Consider the following 16356-nt stretch of genomic DNA (forward strand, 5'->3'; position numbering starts at 1 on the left):
GAAGCGACGCGTCATGGCCAAAATGGCTAAGTGAACTTGTGGAAGTCCGGCGGCCGCTTCTCGTTGAAGGCGGCGACGCCTTCCTTCGATTCCGCGGTATCGTAGAACAGCTTCACGGCGTGAAGGGCCAGGTTGCTGATGCCGCGAATGTTGTCGGTGTCGGCGTTGAAGGAGCGTTTCGCCAGCGCGATCGCGGTCGGTGACCGCTGCGTGAGCTTGTCGGTCCAGTCCTTGACAGCCGCATCGAGTTCGGCGGCCGGAACCACCTTGTTGACCAGGCCCATTTCACGCGCCTGTTCGGCGGTGTAACGGTCGTTGATGAACCAGATCTCGCGCGCCTTCTTGTCGCCGACGTGGCGGGCCAGCAAGGCGGTGCCCCAACCAGCGTCGACGGAGCCGACTTTCGGTCCGACCTGCCCGAACTGCGCGGTATCGGCGGCAATCGTCAGGTCGCACAGCGTGGCCAGCACATTGCCGCCGCCGATCGCAAAACCGTTGACGCGCGCGATGACGGGTTTGGGTACGTCGCGGATCAGGCCCTGCAGCTCGTCGATCGGCAGGCCAACGACGCCGCGGCCGTCATATTGTCCCTCATGGGCGGACTGATCGCCGCCGGTGCAGAAGGCCTTGTCGCCGGCGCCGGTCAATACGATGCTCGAAACGTTACGGTCGTTGGCGGCAATCTGGAACGCCTGAATCAGTTCTTCGAGGGTCTGGCCGCGAAAGGCGTTATAGACCTTGGGCCGGTTGATGATGATCCAGGCGGCACGATCGCGGACTTCGTAGATTACATCGGTGAATTTGGTCGGATCTGCTATCATCGCTAAACCTCACATCTGCTAGATCATGTTCATGCCGCCGGAGACCGAGATGGCCTGTCCGGTGATGAATTTGCCGTCGTCCGACGCCAGCAGGGCAATGATGCCGGCATAGTCGTCGGGCTCGCCCATGCGCTTTAGGGGAATGCCGCGAACCATTGCGTCCTTCCACTTCACCGCCTGTTCGCCTTCGCCCAGCACCGCCGCCATCATCGGCGTGTTGGTCGGACCCGGACACACCGCGTTCAGCAGCACGTTCTTGCGGGCGAGTTCGCGGGCGATCGATTTGGTGAAGGAGATCAGACCGCCCTTGCAGGCCGAGTAAACCGCCTCGTCGCTGGTGCCGACGCGGGCTGCATCGGAGGCGATATTGATGATGCGGCCGCCGCCATGTTCCACCATCAGCGGCGCGATGGCGTGGTGCGTGTTGAGGGGACCGTAGAGATTGATGCGGATGATCTTGTCCCAGAGATCCTTGTCGGTCTTCAGGAACGGCATCGGCCGGTCCCAGCCGGCGTTGTTGACGAGCACCCAGATCGGGCCGATCTCGGCCTCGACCTGCGCGACCGCGCGATCGACCGAGGCACGGTCACCGACGTCGACGGTGTAGGTCGTGATCGCCGACTTCGGCGCCAGTTTCGCCGACTCGTGTCCGGCGTCGGGGTTGATGTCGAAAATCGCGACCTTGCAGCCTTCTTCGGCGAGCCGAAGGGTGATGGCGCGGCCGATACCCTGACCGCCGCCGGTAACGATCGCTACCTTGCCTGATAAGCCTCTCAAATCTCACTCCCTTGGTTTGCGACGCTTTGGTCGTCTGTTCTGTCTCGGCGGACCCCTTGGCGTCCGCCGGCCGTGTGCAATCAATCGCGATTAGCCGCTCTTGGCGAGCGCAAAACCACATTGCGCGAACATCTGGCGGGCAATGATGGTTTTCATGATCTCGATCGATCCACCCGCAATCTTGACGATCCGGGCGTCGACATAGGCGCGCGCGATCGGGTACTCCGTCATATAGCCCCAGCCGCCGAATAATTGCAGGCATTCATCGACCGCTTCGCAGTGAAGTTCGGAGGTGAACATCTTGGCCATCGCGGCGTCCACGGGATCGAGCTTTCCTTCCATGAACAGCGAGATGCATCGATCCGTGAAGACACGGGCGACCGTTGCCTTGGTCTTGAGATCGGCGAGCTTGAACTGGGTATTCTGGAAGTTGGCGAGCTTTTGACCGAACACGCTGCGGTCCGACGTGTATTCAACGGTCCAGTCAATCACGGTTTCGGTGACGGTGGCGGATCGGATCGCCTGGGCGAGCCGCTCCTGCGACAGCTTCGTCATCATCAGGGCGAAGCCCTTACCCTCCTGTCCGAGCATGTTGGTCGCGGGAATGCGGATGTTCTCGAAGAACAGTTCGGAGGTATCCTGGGCCTTCATCCCGATTTTTTCGAGGTTTCGTCCGCGCTGAAAGCCGGGCCGGTTGCTCTCGACGATGAACAGCGTCACGCCCTTGGCGCCGGCGCTGCCGTCGGTCTTGGTCGCCAGCACCACGAAATCGCAGAGCTGGCCATTCGAGATGAAGACCTTCTGGCCATTGATGACGAAGTCATCGCCATCGCGCACGGCGCGGGTCCGGATCGCCTTGAGGTCGCTGCCGGCATGCGGTTCCGTCATGCCGAGCGAGCCGATCGCTTCGCCCGACACCATCTTCGGCAGCCATTGCCGCTTTTGCGCCTCGGTGCCGAACGAAAGCAGATAGGTTGCCACGAGATCGGTGTGGATCAGAAACCCCGGTCCGCTCGCGCCGGAGCGCCATAATTCCTCGAACACGACCACGTCGAACAAATAGTCGAGGCCCATGCCGCCATATTCTTCCGGAACGGTACAGCAGAGCAGCCCCTCGGCGCCGGCCTTGAGCCACAGTTCCCGTGGCACGATGCCGTCTTTTTCCCACTGCGCATGAAACGGCACGATCTCGCGATCGACGAAGCGCCGGACCGATTCCCGGAAAATATGATGTTCCTCGCGGAAAATGGTGCGCTCGATCATCGACATCCGTCCACATCAATTTAGTTAGGTAGTGTACTATATGTTCCGAGATGATAAAAGGCAAGCTGGCGCCACGGGCTTTTTGCATCAGAGGTCGATGACGTCAGTGTCAGGACTTTCGCGAGCGTTCCCGGTAGATCAGCGCTGCAACCGATGTAGAGTTTTCACGGCGGCAAAACCATCCGTTTAAACTAGTACACAGATATACGATATGCTATAGCGCAAAAAACAACGGCGGAGAGGAAGCCCATGGACGAACTGCGAAAGTTGCAGCAATTCCGCGCCGAACGCCGCGAAAACGATGTCCTGCATCTTGTTTTCGACATGCCCGGCCGTCCGATGAATGTGTTCTCCAACGCCGCGATCGCCGAACTCGCCATTTTCAGCCGGTGGCTCCGCGACAGCGACGTCAAGGGCGTGGTGATCCGCTCAGGAAAGCCATCGGCATTCTGTGCCGGCGCTGATCTCGCCGAACTGGGACTGGCCTACGACATGATCATGGCGGCGCCGGCCGAGACGCGCGATCGCGTGGCGTTCGAGCATTTCTTCCGTCTCAGTCAGGCGCTGCGTGGAATCGAAACTGCGGGCAAGCCGGTCGCGGCGGCAATCGCGGGCCTAGCGCTCGGCGGCGGCGGTGAACTGGCGCTGGCGACCCACCACCGGGTCATGGTCGACGATCCCAAGGTCGCGTTTGGATTGCCGGAGTCACTGGTCGGGCTGTTGCCGGGAGGCGGGGGCACCCAACGGCTGCCGCGTCTGACTGGAATCGAAAAGGCATTTCCGATCCTGCTGGAAGGCGCGCGGCTGTCCGGGCAGGCCGCTGTCGCCGCCGGGGTGGTCGATGAGTTGGTTCCTGCCGGCGAAGAGGTGGCGGCGGCGGAACGATGGGTGCTGTCGCATCCGTCGGCGTCGCAGCCTTGGGACCGTTCCGGTTGGCGGCCGGTGGATGTCGATGATGCAGCTTCAATTGTCGAGCGGAAACGCGAGGGTGTTCTGGCGCAAACGCTCGGGCACTATCCGGCGCCGCTCGCCATTCTCGATTGCGTCGCGCAAGGGCTGCCGCAACCCTTTGATGCGGCGATCCGGACCGAGATGCAGATATTCTCGAAGCTCATCCAGCGGCGCGAGCCGCGCAACATGATCAGGACGCTGTTTCTCGGGCGGCTCGATCATGATCGTCTTCGCAAGGCGGGGGGCATTCCGGCGCCCGTCGAACAGGCCGTGGCGGCGGTATCCGAGACGCTGCAGGCCGGAGCAGATGCAACGCTTGCAAATGCGTTCGCCCGCGCCGGCTTTCACGGGCCAGGAAAGGCGCCGGCATTCGATGGCGTCATTGCGCAGTCCGCGTTCTGGCTGGAGGCGGAGCCAGTCACCGACGGCAAGCGCGCGCTGCGCGAGCGGCTGACGCGGGCGTACGCCGTGGCAGACCAATGGCGGGCCGCCTTCTCCGAGGATCAGCGCCGCGCGGCGGATTATCTGCTGGTCACGAAATACGGCTTTCCCGCCTACATGGCAGGTGCCTTCTCGTCCGCCCAGCCGGGCGCCTGACTGATGCCGGCGTCGAAACTTCATCTACCGCGCCTCGCGCAACTCAATTGAGAGAACGACAGTGTCAAAACCCCTGACCGGCATCCGCGTCCTCGACCTGTCGAAGGTCCTGGCAGGTCCGCTATGTGCGCAATATCTCGGTGATCTCGGTGCTGACATCATCAAGGTGGAGACCGTCGGCCAGGGCGACGAAACACGCGGCTGGCCGCCGTTTCCGGCGCCGGGCCTTGGTACGGTCTTTCTCAGCGCCAACCGCAACAAGCGCAGCATCGCCGTCGACATGAAATCGGAAAAAGGCCGCGAAATCGTTCATGCGCTGGCAAAATCCGCCGACGTCGCCATCGAAAGTTTTGGAACCGGGGTTGCCGAGCGTCTCGGCATCGACGCCGCAACGCTTCGTACCCTGAACGACCGCCTGATCCATTGCAGCATCTCCGGGTTTGGCCGCGCGGGGCCGCTGAAGAACTCGCCCGGCTATGACGTGATCCTGCAGGCGTTTTGCGGGGTCATGTCGATGACCGGCGACGAGGACGGCGGCTATATCCGCAGTCCGATCTCGCCGATCGACCAGATGACCGGCGTGCATGCCTTCAGCGGTATTCTGGCGCTGCTGTATGCACGGGAAAAAACCGGGAAGGGCGGCGAGATCCAGGTCTCGCTGTTCGAAACCGCACTGGGCCTGCTCGGTTACAACCTCCAGACCTTCTGGGAGCGCGGCGTTCAGCCGCCGAAATGCGGCTCGAGCCATGAATCGCTCTGTCCCTATCAGGCCTTCGAGGCGGCCGACGGCCCGATCATGATCGGGGTCGCGAACGACAATCTCTGGCGCAAATTCTGTGCGGTGACGGGACTGAGCGCGATCGTCGATGATATCAGATTCAAGACCAATGCGGACCGCGTTGCGCACCGCAAGGAAACCCTCGGCCATGTCCAGGCCGCGCTGCGGCAAAATTCCGTCGCGCACTGGAACGAGGTGCTGACCGGCGTCGGCGTGCCCTGCGCGCCGATCAATTCGATCGCGCAGCTGCTTGACCATCCGCACACCAAAGCGAGCGGCATCATTGTCGACTACGAGCACCAGACCGCGGGCCGGCTGAAGGGCGTCGGGCATCCGGTCCTGATCAACGGGGCGGAACGTCGCGCAGGCCGGCCGCCGCCGGTGCTGGGACAGCACACCGACGATGTCCTGGGCGAAATCGGTTTGTCATTGGAAACCATCAGCGAATTGCGGCGAACACGCGTCGTCGGGTGATGCGCCGGCAAAGGGGAAGTTAAAAAATGGGACAATCAACAGATACGGCCCTGGCCGCGCTGAAGATTAGTGGACGTGTCGCGTACGAGCGTCTGGCGCGGCCAAAGGCGCGCCAGTTCGACGACGTGCCCTGTACGCCTTACGCCGTCACGCCGGAATGGCTGACGGCGGTGCTCTGCGGCAAGGTCCCGGGGGCCGTTGTCACAGACGTTGAAGTCAAGCCTGCGAGTGCGGGCACCCACGAGCGGCATCAGTTAAGAGTGTCCTACAATGAGGAAGGTCGCCGCGCCGGCTTGCCGGTCTCGATCTTCACCAAGTCGCTGCCGAGCATCGTCACTCGCATGATCGGCGGCTTCAACGGCACCGCGCGCGTGGAGGGCAGTTTCTTTACGCAGATCCGCCCCCAGCTCGAGATCGAAGCCCCGCTTTGCTATCATTCCGCCTATGATCGGCGAACGTTTGCGGCGATCCATCTGCTGGAAGATCTGGTCGCAACCAAGTCAGCGACGTTCTGCAATCACAAGACATATGTCACGCGTGCCATGGCCGACGACATGATCGATCTCTTGGCGTCGTTGCACGGCCGCTTCTACGGCGATCCGACGCTGGCCGAACGCTACCGCTGGCTTGCCAGCTATCCCCGATGGTTCACTATTGGCGCGGCGAAAATGGGCACCGAGTATTACACAAGAAAAGCGTTTGACGCCGCCGCACACGTCATTCCAGCTGTAATCATGGCGCGCCGCGACGATGTCTGGCCGGCAACGATGCGCGCACTTGCACTGCATGACAGCGAGCCGCAGGGCCTCATTCACTCCGACGTGCACATCGGCAACTGGTACCGGACAGGTTCGGGCCAAATGGGGTTGTGCGACTGGCAATGTCTTTCGCGCGGCCATTGGTCTCGCGACTTCGCCTACGCCGTGACGGCGTCGCTGACGCCGGATGATCGCCGGAGCTGGGAGCGCGAACTGCTGGCCCGCTATATCGATCGGTTCGCGGAGAAGACCGGCGTCAAGCCGGACTTCGACCTCAGCTTCCAGCGCTACCGGCAGCAGATCGTGCACGCGCTCGCAATGTGGACGATCACGCTGTGCCACTCGCCGCTGTTGCCGAACATGCAACCCGAGGCCACGACGCTGACGATGATCGAGCGGATGACGACAGCGATGGCCGATCTGGATGCGCTCGACAGTTGATCTTCGTTGGGTTGCAGCTTTGTGCGCCGAAATCCGCCGCATCGTTGCGCTTGTGTACTAGTTCGTCGAGCAAACTCCCGGCGTAACGGCATACGTGTGGCAGAGCAGCGCAGGTCGGCCGGCGTTTTGCGTTTGCGGGACATAGAAGTATATGATAAACACGTGTACTAAATAGCGGGCATAGACCCGGCTCCGCCGGCACGGGCGGGAAAAGAAGCAGTTCGGCGTCGCGCCCGCGATCGGATCTTTGGCGCACGCCTAACGTGGCGGGGAGGGTGTTTTGCGGAAGCGGGTGCGCAAATTGACGGCGTATCGGACGGACGCGTTTCGTCCGCTGACGCATGACGAGAGGGCGCCGGCGTGATCGCGCTGTTGATCGCCAATTCGCTGGCGCTTGCCTCGCTGCTGATTATGCTCGCCAGCGGCCTCGCGCTGATCTACGGGCTGCGCGACGTCATCAATTTCGGCCACGGCGCGATTTACATGCTCGGCGCCTATCTCGGCTACACGGTCTCGCTGGTCGGTGGATTCTGGCTGGCATTGATCGTGGTGCCGATCCTGCTTGCGCTGCTCGGAGTAGCCTTCGAGTATCTGGCGCTGCGGCCGCTGCAAGGCAGGTCGCATATCGAGGTCGCGCTGGTCACGCTCGGCCTCGGCATCATCCTCGGACAGATCATCATCTTCTTCTATGGCGGCGTTGCGCGCAGCGTCGATGCGCCGCAGATCCTGTCCGGGTCGGTCACGGTCCTGAACCTGTCCTATCCGGTCTACCGCATTTTTCTGATCATCATGGGGCTGGGGTCGTGCGCGCTGCTTGCCCTGTGGCTCAGATACACATCCTCGGGACTCTATGTCCGCGCCGTGAGTCAGGATCCGTCCGTTGCGCGCATGATGGGCATCAATGCCGACCGGCTCAGCCTGCTGGTGACCAGCCTCAGTACCGCGTTCGCCGGGGTCGCCGGTGTGCTGGCAGGTCCCTATCTGTCGATCGACCCGGGAATGGACGTCACGATGATCGTCAACTGCCTCATCATCGTGGTGATTGGCGGCACCGGAAGCATCGGCGGCGCGATCGTCGCGGCGCTGCTGTTCGGGTTCATGCAGGTCGCGGGATCGGTTTTCCTGCCGAATATCGCTGCCCTGGTTCCCTACATCTTGCTGATGATCGTGTTGCTGGTCGCTCCCCGCGGCATCGGGCGCGGCAGGGTGCTCAATTGAGTAACCGGACAACGACCGCGGCAAGCGAGCGTGTTGCCCCACTTGGCGCAATGGGCGGATCGTCGTTGCGCGTTCCTCTGACCCTTGTCGCGGTTGCGATCGTGTTCGTGGTGGGCGCGGTGGCGCCAACCCGCTTCGCCGGCGACTTCGTACTCCGGCTGGCCAATGAAGGGTTGCTGCTCGGCATGCTCGCCCTCAGCGTCGCGTTCCTGATGAACCAGGCCGGACTGGTGGCGCTTGGCGCGGCGAGCATCTATGGCGGCTCCGGTCTGCTGTTCGCCATCGCCATGAACGATTGGAACCTAACCCCGATGGTGGCGCTGTGCGCCGCCTTTCTCATCATTGTCGTGTACGCCACCGTTCTCGGCGCGCTCATCGTGCGCACCAATCCGCTCGCTTTCATGATGCTGACGTTGGCCGCCGGCGAGATGATCAGCCACGCCGTCATGCTGGAAGCATTGCGCGACTATACCGGAGGCGCCGACGGCCTCGTCGTCAGCTTCAAAGGTACGGTATTCGGCATGGAGTCCGCGGACTTTGCCAGCCCGGCGCGGTTCTGGCTGGTGATGTGGGTCGCGGCATGGCTTTCCGGTTTGGCGCTTTGGGCCGTTGGCCGCTCCCGCCTCGGCGCGATCCTGCGCGCGGTGCGCGAGAACGAGGAACGCATGCGGTTCTCGGGATTCGACACCTATCTGCCGCGCCTGATCGCCTATGTGCTCGTCAACATCGTCGCCGCCGTTGCCGGCCTGCTGCACGTACTCAACGCCGGCTTCGTCTCGCCCGAGAGCCTCGGGATTGCGGTCAGCACCAATGCGCTGGTCGCGGCCCTGATGGGCGGCATCGCCGGCTCCGTGGGACCGCTGCTGGGCGGCGTGATCTTCTCCTTTGCGCAGGATGAATTCGGCGCGCGCGGGCTGACGCAGCTTTTGACCGGCATCGCCATCGTCGTGTTCATCGTGGTTTTCCCGCGCGGTGTCGTCGGCGGATTGTCGAGCATGGCATGGCTGCGGAAGCTCGCGTTCGGCGGACGACGGGAGACATCCTGACATGCTCAAGATCGAGAATCTTTCCGTGAGCTATGGATCGGTCCGGGCCCTGTCGGACGTCGATCTGGAAGTCCTTGGCGACGGCATCCTTCACGGCGTGATCGGTCCCAACGGCGCCGGTAAATCCACACTGCTCGACGCGGTTTGCGGCCGCCGCCGTCCGGCTGCGGGAACCGTTCGCTATCGCAACGAGGATATCACGCGGCGCTCGGTGGCCTGGCGGCGCCGGCAGGGCATGGCGCGCTCGTTTCAGCGCACCAGCGTGTTCCAGGATCTGACCGTTCACGAGCAGCTTCATCTGGTGGCGCAGCATCTTGGCGACAACAGGCTCGACGACGTGATCGAGGTGATGGATCTTGCCGGCTATCTGCACCAGAAAGCCGGCCGCATCGCCTACGGCGTGCAGCGCAGGGTGGACGTCGCCCTGGCCTTGATCGGCCGCCCGCATCTGCTGTTGCTGGACGAGCCGGGCGCAGGCCTTTCGGCGGCGGAGACGCTGCATCTGTTCGAGCATCTGCGCGATCTCGTGCGCGAGCGGAAGATCGCGGCTGTGGTGGTGGAGCATGATGTCGACGCGGTATTCGCATGCTGCGGCAAGGTCACCGTGCTCGACCTCGGCCGCCACCTCGCCACCGGCACGCCGCAGGAAATTCGCGCCGACCATCGCGTCGTCGCCGCCTATCTTGGAACCGCGGCATGAGCGCGCTCCGCATCGAGAAGCTGGTTGCAGGCTACGGCGCCTCGACGGTGCTGCACGGGATCGACCTTACGGTCAATGAAGGGGAATCGGTGGCCGTGGTGGGCCGCAACGGGGCGGGCAAGTCCACGCTGTTGCTTTCGGTTTTTCGCGAGACCAACATCATCTCCGGCGCGATCTGGGTGCATGACAGCAGGGTCGATCATCTGCCCGGCTATATGGCGGCGAAACTCGGCATTTCGATTGCGCCGCAGGGCCGTCGCATCCTGCCCAATTTGACCGTCAAGGAGAACCTGCTGCTCAGCAAGGCGACGGGCAGGGCGGGGTATTGGGATCTAAAAGCCGTCTACGATCTGTTTCCGGTGCTCGAAGAGCGCGCGAACCGGCCCGGCACCATGTTGAGCGGCGGCCAGCAGCAGATGCTGGCGATCGGCCGGGCGCTGATGGCCAATCCGAGCCTGTTCTTTCTCGACGAGCCGTCGGAGGGCCTTTCGCCGGTGCTGATCGACGGGCTGGTCGGCGCGCTCAATACGATCCGTCAGGCAGGAACCGGCGTGCTGGTGGTCGAGCAACATTTGAATCTGGTCAAGCGTGCGACTGATCGATTCATCATTCTGGCCAAGGGAGAAGTCGTCGGCTCAGGACCGACACCGGCGATCGGTGCTCCTGAGAACCAGGCACTGATGGCGTTGTAATCAGAAAATTTGAAACCAGGCGTAGGGAGAGGACATATGAGGAAGGCACTTACCAGTACGGGCTTTGGCGCGCTGCTTTCGGCGGCCCTCGCCATCGCGATGGCAACCACGGCACCGACCACAGCTTCCGCCAACGATACCGTCAAGATCGGCGTCCTGCTGATCGACAGCGGACCTCTGGCCGGCCTGAAGGAAACCCAGACCAAAGCGGTCAATCTGGCGATCGAGCGGATCAATGCCGCCGGCGGCGGCGCCGGCAAGAAGCTTGAAGCCGTCTTCATCACCTATCCCGGCACGCCGGATACCGCCGTGGACGGCGCCACACGCGCCGTCCAGAAGGATGGTGCGTTGTTCATCACCGGAATGGACACCTCGTCCGTCTCGCCGGCGCTGCAGGCGAAACTTCCCGCATTGAAAGCCTTGATGGTCGAAGTGATGGCCAATGCCGACGGTCTGACCGGCAAGGGGTGCTCGCCGAATTATTTCCGGGTCAACGCCAACGATTCGATGATCATGGGTTCCTACAGGGAATTCCTGAAGGACCAGGGCGTCAAGAAATGGGACATCATTGCGGTCGATTACGCGGCAGGACGCGACTCCGCCGACAAGTTCAAGGGCTTGATTACCTCGCAGGGTGGAACGATCGCGAAGACGTTGTTCACCCCGTTCGGAACGCCGGACTTCGGCGCCAAGATTTCCGAGCTGGGCGCAGAACCGGCCGACGGTCTGTTCGTGACGATCTTCGGCAGCGACGCCATCAACCTCGCCAAGCAGCAACAGCAGTTCGGCCTGTTCAAGAAGTACAAGATGGTGCTGGGAAATTCCTTCGTGATCCCGCAAACGCTGCCCGCTCAGGGCGACACGGTGCTGGGCGTCTACCAGAACATCGGCTTCGTTGCCGGTTTCCCGGGCGCGCAGGCCGAAGCCTTTGTGAAGGCCTACAGCGAAAAGTACAACGGCGAACTGCCGCCTTACACCGGCGCTGACCAGTACGCCGCCATTCAGCTGATCGCGGCCGCACTCAACAAGGCGAATTCGACCGACATCAACGCGGTGCGGACGGCGCTGTCGGGCCTCAAGGCCGACACGGTGCTTGGCGACGTGGAGATGCGCGCGGGTGATCATCAGGCGGTAAGGCGGATGGCCATCAGCCAGATCCTGCCGGGTAAGGACGGCAAGCCGACCTACCACATCAAGAAGATCGAGCCGGGCCCGGACATCATTCCCCCGGTCGATCCCGCCTGCAAGAAGTGAGCGATCCGGCGCCGATGTCGATCAAGTTTCGACGCCGGCGCCGAATTGTCTGCGCCAGGCCGCGCCCGTTTCCGGCACGCCTGTCAAGCCACCAGCGACACCTTGCCGAATTGCGCGCCGGACGCGAGATGATCGAATGCGGCGCGTATGTCCACCATCTCAAAGGTCGCATCGATGACCGGTTTCACCAGACCGCGATTGAACACATCGAGCAGTTGGCGGAATTCACTGAGGCTGCCGCCGGTCGATCCGTAAATCTCCAGCTGGCGGATGAACACGCGTTGCAGATCGGCCGACGGGTTGGAACCTGTCGTCGCACCGCAGGTGACAAGCCGCCCGCCGCGCCGCAGCGACCGCAGCGATTCACCCCAACTTGCTTCGCCGACGCTGTCGATCACCATATCGACGCCGCCATTGCTCATTTGCAGGATCGCGTTCGACACCCGGTCTTTCTGATAGTTGACGCCGCCGCTGGCGCCCAGCGCGATCGCGCGCTCGATCTTGGCGTCGCTGGACGAGGTGACGAAGACCCGCGCGCCCGCCAGTTTTGCCAGCTGCAGGCAGGCGACCGCAACGCCGCCGCCGATGCCGACGATCAGGACGCTCTCGCCGGGCTGCAAGGTCTTCTTGCCGAACAGCATGCGCCAGGCGGTGAGGTGACCCGTCATCAGCGCGCCCGCCGCGACCAGATCGGCGTCGTCGGGCAACGGCAGGAAACATCGGTTCGGCATCGCGATATATTCGGCAAAGCCGCCATGGCGGTGCTCGCCCATGATCTTCACGTTCTCGCACAGCGGCTGGTCGCCGGCGAGGCAATAGCGGCATTTGTTGCAAAAAGCCTCGGAAAACAGGATGGCCTTCATGCCAGGCTCCAACCCGCTGCCGGGTTCGGCCTCGACGATCTCGCCCGCGGCCTCCACGCCCATCACCTGCGGCAAGGTGTGCGTGATCCCGGCCCCGTTGTCGCGCATGTAGAGATCGACGCGATTGAGCGACGATGCCGCGACCTTGAGCATGGACTCGCCGGGGGCAGGGGCCGGATCGGGAAAATCCCGCCAGCTGACGCCGTCGGCTCCGCGCCGTTCCAGGACCGCCGCTTTCATGGTGCCTTCTCCTGCTTCGCCCGTCGCGCGTTCCGGTATTCGGACACACGTTTATCATATGCGTCTTGTGCTTGTTCCCTCAAGGCGCCGTCGCGCCCACCGCGGTCGGTACGCGGTCCGGTCTCGATAGGTGAACGGACCGGTCGAATTTGGAGTTGCGGTTCATCGGAAAACTAGTACACTAGCTAACGAATGGGCCGTCAAGCGCCGCGATATGATTTCAGGGAGAGAACGCATGAGCGGAAATCGATTTGATCCCGTCGCCCACGCACGGTCGATGCGCGCAGGCGGCTTCTGGATCGACAAGAGCTTCGACGAATTTCTGCAAGCGACCATCGCGGCCACGCCGGGAAAGCTCGCCCTTCTGGCCGACCGCGCCGATCGCCCCGAGGCCAAGCGCTTCACCTATGCCGAACTCGGCGATCTGATTTCGCGCGCGGCGGCCGCCTTGAAGGGCCTCGGTGTCGGCCCTCGCGACGTCATTTCGGTTCAGCTGCCCAATTGGTGGGAGTTTGCCGTGATCGCGCTCGCCGCCTTCCGGGTCGGCGCCGTCGTCAACCCCCTGATGCCGATCTTCCGCGAACATGAACTGAGCTACATGCTCGACTTCGCGGAAACCAAGCTTTTGATCGTGCCAAAACTGTTCCGTGGCTTCGATCACGAGGCGATGGCGCAGTCGCTTCGGCCCAAACTGCCAAAACTTCAGCACATCATCGTCGTCGACGGCGAGGGGGCCAGCAGCTTCGACCAGGCGCTGCTTTCCGGAAGCGATCGTCTCGGGCCGCCCCCGATCGGGGAGATCGGCGCGCTTCCCGCCGATCAGATGGCCGTCTTGATGTTCACCTCGGGCACGACAGGCTCGCCCAAAGGCGTCATGCATTGCCTCAATACGCTGCTGGCCTGCAATATCGCGCTGGCCGGCCGTTTCGGCCTCGACACCAACGACACCATGCTGGTCTGTTCGCCGCTCGGCCATATGACCGGCTTTGCGGCCGGCATGCTGCTCGGCCTCAAGATCGGCGCCACCGTCGTGTTCCAGGACGTGTGGGAGCCGAAGCGCGGCATCGCGATCATGGCCAATGAAGGCGTTACCTACTCGGCGGGTGCTGCGACGTTTCTTGCCGATATGTGCGAGGCGGTCGCAGGTGGCGCGGCAAAGCCTGCGCACTTACGCAAATTCCTTTGCGCCGGTGCGCCAATTCCGCCGGCATTGATCGATCGCGTCTACCGCGAGCTCGATCTCAAGGTCTGTTCGCTGTGGGGCATGACGGAATCGCTGTCGAGCACATTGACCGAGCCGGAACGGGCGCTCGAAAAATCGTCGAAGACCGACGGACGCCCGCTGGAGGGCGTCGCCGTAAAGGTGCTTCGCATGGATGGATCTCCGGCACCGGTCGGCGAGAAGGGACTGCTCAAGGTGCGCGGCGCGCAGATGTGCCTCGGCTACTACAAACGCGCCGACATGGAGCCGTTCGACGCCGAGGGGTGGTTCGACACCGGCGACATGGCCTACATGGACGACGAGGGCTACATCCGCATCGATGGTCGCATCAAGGACATCATCATCCGAGGCGGCGAGAACGTGCCGGTTTTCGATATCGAGAACCTGCTGTTCAAGCATCCCGCGGTGCTTTCGACCGCGATCGTGGGTTATCCGGATCCGAGACTGGGCGAACGCGCCTGCGCGTTCGTGGTGCTGCGTCCCGGCCAGACGCTCGATCTGGCCGCCGTACAGGCCCTGATGGCGGAGCACAAGGTCGCGAAACAATATTGGCCGGAACGCATCGAGATCGTCGCCGATCTGCCAAAGACCCCGGCGGGCAAGGTGCAGAAGTTCCAGCTGCGTGAGATCGCAAAGGCGTTCGCCGAGCCGCCGCACAAGGCCAGCGCATGAATTCCCGCCTCAGGGATCGCGTATGTGTCGTCACCGGCGCCGCGCGCGGGATCGGCCTGGCGATCGCCGAGCGCTTCGGGCAGGAGGGCGGTCGTATCGCCTGTGTCGACGTCAGCGCGCGCCGTCTGGAGCCTGCGGTCGAGGGGTTGAAGAGCAAAGGGTTCGACGCCAAGCCCTATGAGGTCGATGTCGGCAAGCGCGACGATGTTCATGCCCTTTTTGCGAGGATCGAGAGCGAATTTGGCGCGCCGGTCGCGGTGCTTGTCAACAATGCCGTCTTTGCGCGCTTCGAGCCGCTGGCGCAGATCGAAGTCGAGACCCTTGACCGCATGTTCGCGGTCGGCGTGCACGGCCTGATCTGGACCACGCAAGCGGCGGCGCCGCAGATGGAGCGTCGCGGCGGCGGCTCAATCGTGAATTTGAGTTCCGTGTCCGCGTTCAACCCCGCCAAGGACTCCATTGCCTATTCCGCCCTGAAGGCCGGCGTCGTCGGCCTCTCGCGGGCATCGGCGATCGAGCTCAGTGCAAAGAAGATTCGCGTCAACGTGATCGCGCCGGGCATGATCGGCACGCCGGCTTCGATCGCGCAATTCGATGAAGCGACGATCGCAACGCGTCAAGCCGAGATGCCTGCCGGACGCTTTGGCGAGCCGGAAGAGATCGCAGCCCTCGCCGCATTCCTCGCCAGCGACGACGCGAGCTACATCCAGGGCGCCGTCGTCACCGCCGATGGCGGTTGGACCATCCCTGCCAGATAGGAGAAGCGCGATGAAGCGACTGGAGGGCAAGCGCGCGGTCGTTACCGGCGGTGGCAGCGGCATCGGCCGGGCGAGCGCGATCCGTTTCGCGCGCGAAGGCGCTTCCGTGCTGGTGGTCGGCCGCGCCGGCAATACCGAGGAGACCGCGGCAGTAATCCGTGGCGAAGGCGGCATTGCATCGGCGTTGATCACGGACGCGGCGATCGAGGAAAACGTCGCCGAGATCGTCCGGCGCTGCGTGTCGGAATTCGGTGGGCTCGAAATCTTCTTCGCCAATATCGGCGTCACCGGGACCAACACGCCGCTGCTGGAGCAGACAGTCGAGGAATGGTCGGAAGTCTACCGCATCAACACCATCAGTTGCTTCCTTGCCATCAAATATGCCGGCCGTCACATGACGGCGCAGGGCTACGGCTCGATCATCCTGACCTCGTCGGCCGCATCGCTGCGTGCCAATGCCGGCGCCATCTCCTACAGCGCGAGCAAGGCGGCGGTGAACAATCTGGCGCAGACGGCGGCCAATGCCTTTGCCGGCACCGGCGTGCGCGTCAACGCCGTGCTGCCTGGGCTGGTGGAAACGCAGCTGACCCGAAAAGTGTTCGAAGATGCGCGGGCGCGGGGCGTCGAAGGCAAGCTCGGCCATGTGACGCCGATGAAACGACCTGGGCGTTCCGAGGAGATTGCCGCCGCCGCGGCTTTCCTTGCCAGCGATGATTCGTCCTATGTGGACGGGCAATTGCTCTCGGTTGATGGCGGCGTCAGCAGTACCCACCCTTATGGGCGGATCGCGCTATAGCAGCGGCCCAACACAAAGAGAGCACCGGGAGAGGC

General features: G+C 63.1%; 15 protein-coding genes. 11 read left to right on the top strand and 4 right to left on the bottom strand.

The window, feature by feature from the left end; all coding sequences use genetic code 11:
* Positions 1-26: 26 nt before the first annotated feature.
* The 3 genes from JQ567_RS05685 to JQ567_RS05695 form a co-directional block, all read right to left on the bottom strand.
* A complete protein-coding gene (locus JQ567_RS05685) occupies positions 27-821 on the bottom strand; it encodes an enoyl-CoA hydratase-related protein (RefSeq protein ID WP_212437876.1) in 795 nt (264 codons plus the stop codon).
* A gap of 18 nt (positions 822-839) precedes the next feature.
* Complete coding sequence (locus JQ567_RS05690) at positions 840-1598, bottom strand: glucose 1-dehydrogenase (RefSeq protein WP_212437877.1); 759 nt, start codon at positions 1596-1598, stop codon at positions 840-842.
* 90 nt (positions 1599-1688) lie between these two features.
* Complete coding sequence (locus JQ567_RS05695; RefSeq protein WP_212437878.1) at positions 1689-2861, bottom strand: acyl-CoA dehydrogenase family protein; 1173 nt, start codon at positions 2859-2861, stop codon at positions 1689-1691.
* Between the two features lie 249 nt (positions 2862-3110).
* On the opposite strand from JQ567_RS05695, the gene JQ567_RS05700 reads away from it, so the two are divergent.
* From JQ567_RS05700 to JQ567_RS05735, 8 genes are all read left to right on the top strand, one after another.
* The gene (locus JQ567_RS05700; RefSeq protein ID WP_212437879.1) at positions 3111-4409 is read left to right on the top strand and encodes an enoyl-CoA hydratase-related protein; all 1299 of its coding nucleotides are present in this window, start codon (positions 3111-3113) and stop codon (positions 4407-4409) included.
* Positions 4410-4470: 61 nt separating this feature from the next.
* A complete protein-coding gene (locus JQ567_RS05705) occupies positions 4471-5661 on the top strand; it encodes a CaiB/BaiF CoA-transferase family protein (protein ID WP_212437880.1) in 1191 nt (396 codons plus the stop codon).
* Positions 5662-5687: 26 nt separating this feature from the next.
* Positions 5688-6860, top strand: coding sequence for a phosphotransferase family protein (locus JQ567_RS05710; protein ID WP_212437881.1), 1173 nt, complete (start codon positions 5688-5690; stop codon positions 6858-6860).
* 360 nt (positions 6861-7220) lie between these two features.
* Complete coding sequence (locus JQ567_RS05715; protein WP_192734598.1) at positions 7221-8078, top strand: branched-chain amino acid ABC transporter permease; 858 nt, start codon at positions 7221-7223, stop codon at positions 8076-8078.
* Between the two features lie 65 nt (positions 8079-8143).
* Positions 8144-9124 carry a branched-chain amino acid ABC transporter permease gene (locus tag JQ567_RS05720; RefSeq protein WP_212437882.1) on the top strand — a complete coding sequence of 327 codons (981 nt, stop codon included), beginning with the start codon at positions 8144-8146 and terminating at the stop codon, positions 9122-9124.
* Between the two features lies 1 nt (position 9125).
* Positions 9126-9824 carry an ABC transporter ATP-binding protein gene (locus tag JQ567_RS05725; RefSeq protein WP_212437925.1) on the top strand — a complete coding sequence of 233 codons (699 nt, stop codon included), beginning with the start codon at positions 9126-9128 and terminating at the stop codon, positions 9822-9824.
* Complete coding sequence (locus tag JQ567_RS05730; protein ID WP_212437883.1) at positions 9821-10516, top strand: ABC transporter ATP-binding protein; 696 nt, start codon at positions 9821-9823, stop codon at positions 10514-10516. The genes JQ567_RS05725 and JQ567_RS05730 overlap by 4 nt, the downstream gene beginning before the upstream one ends.
* Before the next feature lie 36 nt (positions 10517-10552).
* Complete coding sequence (locus JQ567_RS05735) at positions 10553-11770, top strand: ABC transporter substrate-binding protein (protein WP_212437884.1); 1218 nt, start codon at positions 10553-10555, stop codon at positions 11768-11770.
* A gap of 83 nt (positions 11771-11853) precedes the next feature.
* Here JQ567_RS05735 and JQ567_RS05740 read toward each other — a convergent pair whose 3' ends face one another.
* The gene (locus JQ567_RS05740; protein WP_212437885.1) at positions 11854-12873 is read right to left on the bottom strand and encodes a zinc-binding dehydrogenase; all 1020 of its coding nucleotides are present in this window, start codon (positions 12871-12873) and stop codon (positions 11854-11856) included.
* 235 nt (positions 12874-13108) lie between these two features.
* On the opposite strand from JQ567_RS05740, the gene JQ567_RS05745 reads away from it, so the two are divergent.
* Genes JQ567_RS05745 through JQ567_RS05755 form a run of 3 tightly spaced genes read left to right on the top strand, consistent with a single transcriptional unit; the run spans position 13109 to position 16321 of the window.
* Positions 13109-14767: an AMP-binding protein gene (locus JQ567_RS05745; RefSeq protein ID WP_212437886.1), complete on the top strand. Its 1659-nt coding sequence runs from the start codon at positions 13109-13111 to the stop codon at positions 14765-14767.
* A complete protein-coding gene (locus JQ567_RS05750; protein ID WP_212437887.1) occupies positions 14764-15525 on the top strand; it encodes an SDR family NAD(P)-dependent oxidoreductase in 762 nt (253 codons plus the stop codon). The genes JQ567_RS05745 and JQ567_RS05750 overlap by 4 nt, the downstream gene beginning before the upstream one ends.
* A 10-nt stretch (positions 15526-15535) precedes the next feature.
* Positions 15536-16321 carry an SDR family NAD(P)-dependent oxidoreductase gene (locus JQ567_RS05755; protein WP_212437888.1) on the top strand — a complete coding sequence of 262 codons (786 nt, stop codon included), beginning with the start codon at positions 15536-15538 and terminating at the stop codon, positions 16319-16321.
* Positions 16322-16356 lie beyond the last annotated feature (35 nt).

This window comes from Bradyrhizobium sp. AUGA SZCCT0431, assembly GCF_018131065.1.
In the GTDB taxonomy this organism is placed as follows: domain Bacteria; phylum Pseudomonadota; class Alphaproteobacteria; order Rhizobiales; family Xanthobacteraceae; genus Bradyrhizobium.

Bases quoted from the DNA above. Each gene is read 5' to 3' on its own strand.
- JQ567_RS05700 (WP_212437879.1), top strand. From the start codon at position 3,111: ATGGACGAACTGCGAAAGTTGCAGCAATTCCGCGCCGAACGCCGCGAA.
- JQ567_RS05745 (WP_212437886.1), top strand. From the start codon at position 13,109: ATGAGCGGAAATCGATTTGATCCCGTCGCCCACGCACGGTCGATGCGC.
- JQ567_RS05755 (WP_212437888.1), top strand. From the start codon at position 15,536: ATGAAGCGACTGGAGGGCAAGCGCGCGGTCGTTACCGGCGGTGGCAGC.
- JQ567_RS05750 (WP_212437887.1), top strand. From the start codon at position 14,764: ATGAATTCCCGCCTCAGGGATCGCGTATGTGTCGTCACCGGCGCCGCG.
- JQ567_RS05685 (WP_212437876.1), bottom strand. From the start codon at position 821: ATGATAGCAGATCCGACCAAATTCACCGATGTAATCTACGAAGTCCGC.
- JQ567_RS05725 (WP_212437925.1), top strand. From the start codon at position 9,126: ATGCTCAAGATCGAGAATCTTTCCGTGAGCTATGGATCGGTCCGGGCC.
- JQ567_RS05730 (WP_212437883.1), top strand. From the start codon at position 9,821: ATGAGCGCGCTCCGCATCGAGAAGCTGGTTGCAGGCTACGGCGCCTCG.
- JQ567_RS05735 (WP_212437884.1), top strand. From the start codon at position 10,553: ATGAGGAAGGCACTTACCAGTACGGGCTTTGGCGCGCTGCTTTCGGCG.
- JQ567_RS05695 (WP_212437878.1), bottom strand. From the start codon at position 2,861: ATGATCGAGCGCACCATTTTCCGCGAGGAACATCATATTTTCCGGGAA.
- JQ567_RS05710 (WP_212437881.1), top strand. From the start codon at position 5,688: ATGGGACAATCAACAGATACGGCCCTGGCCGCGCTGAAGATTAGTGGA.
- JQ567_RS05740 (WP_212437885.1), bottom strand. From the start codon at position 12,873: ATGAAAGCGGCGGTCCTGGAACGGCGCGGAGCCGACGGCGTCAGCTGG.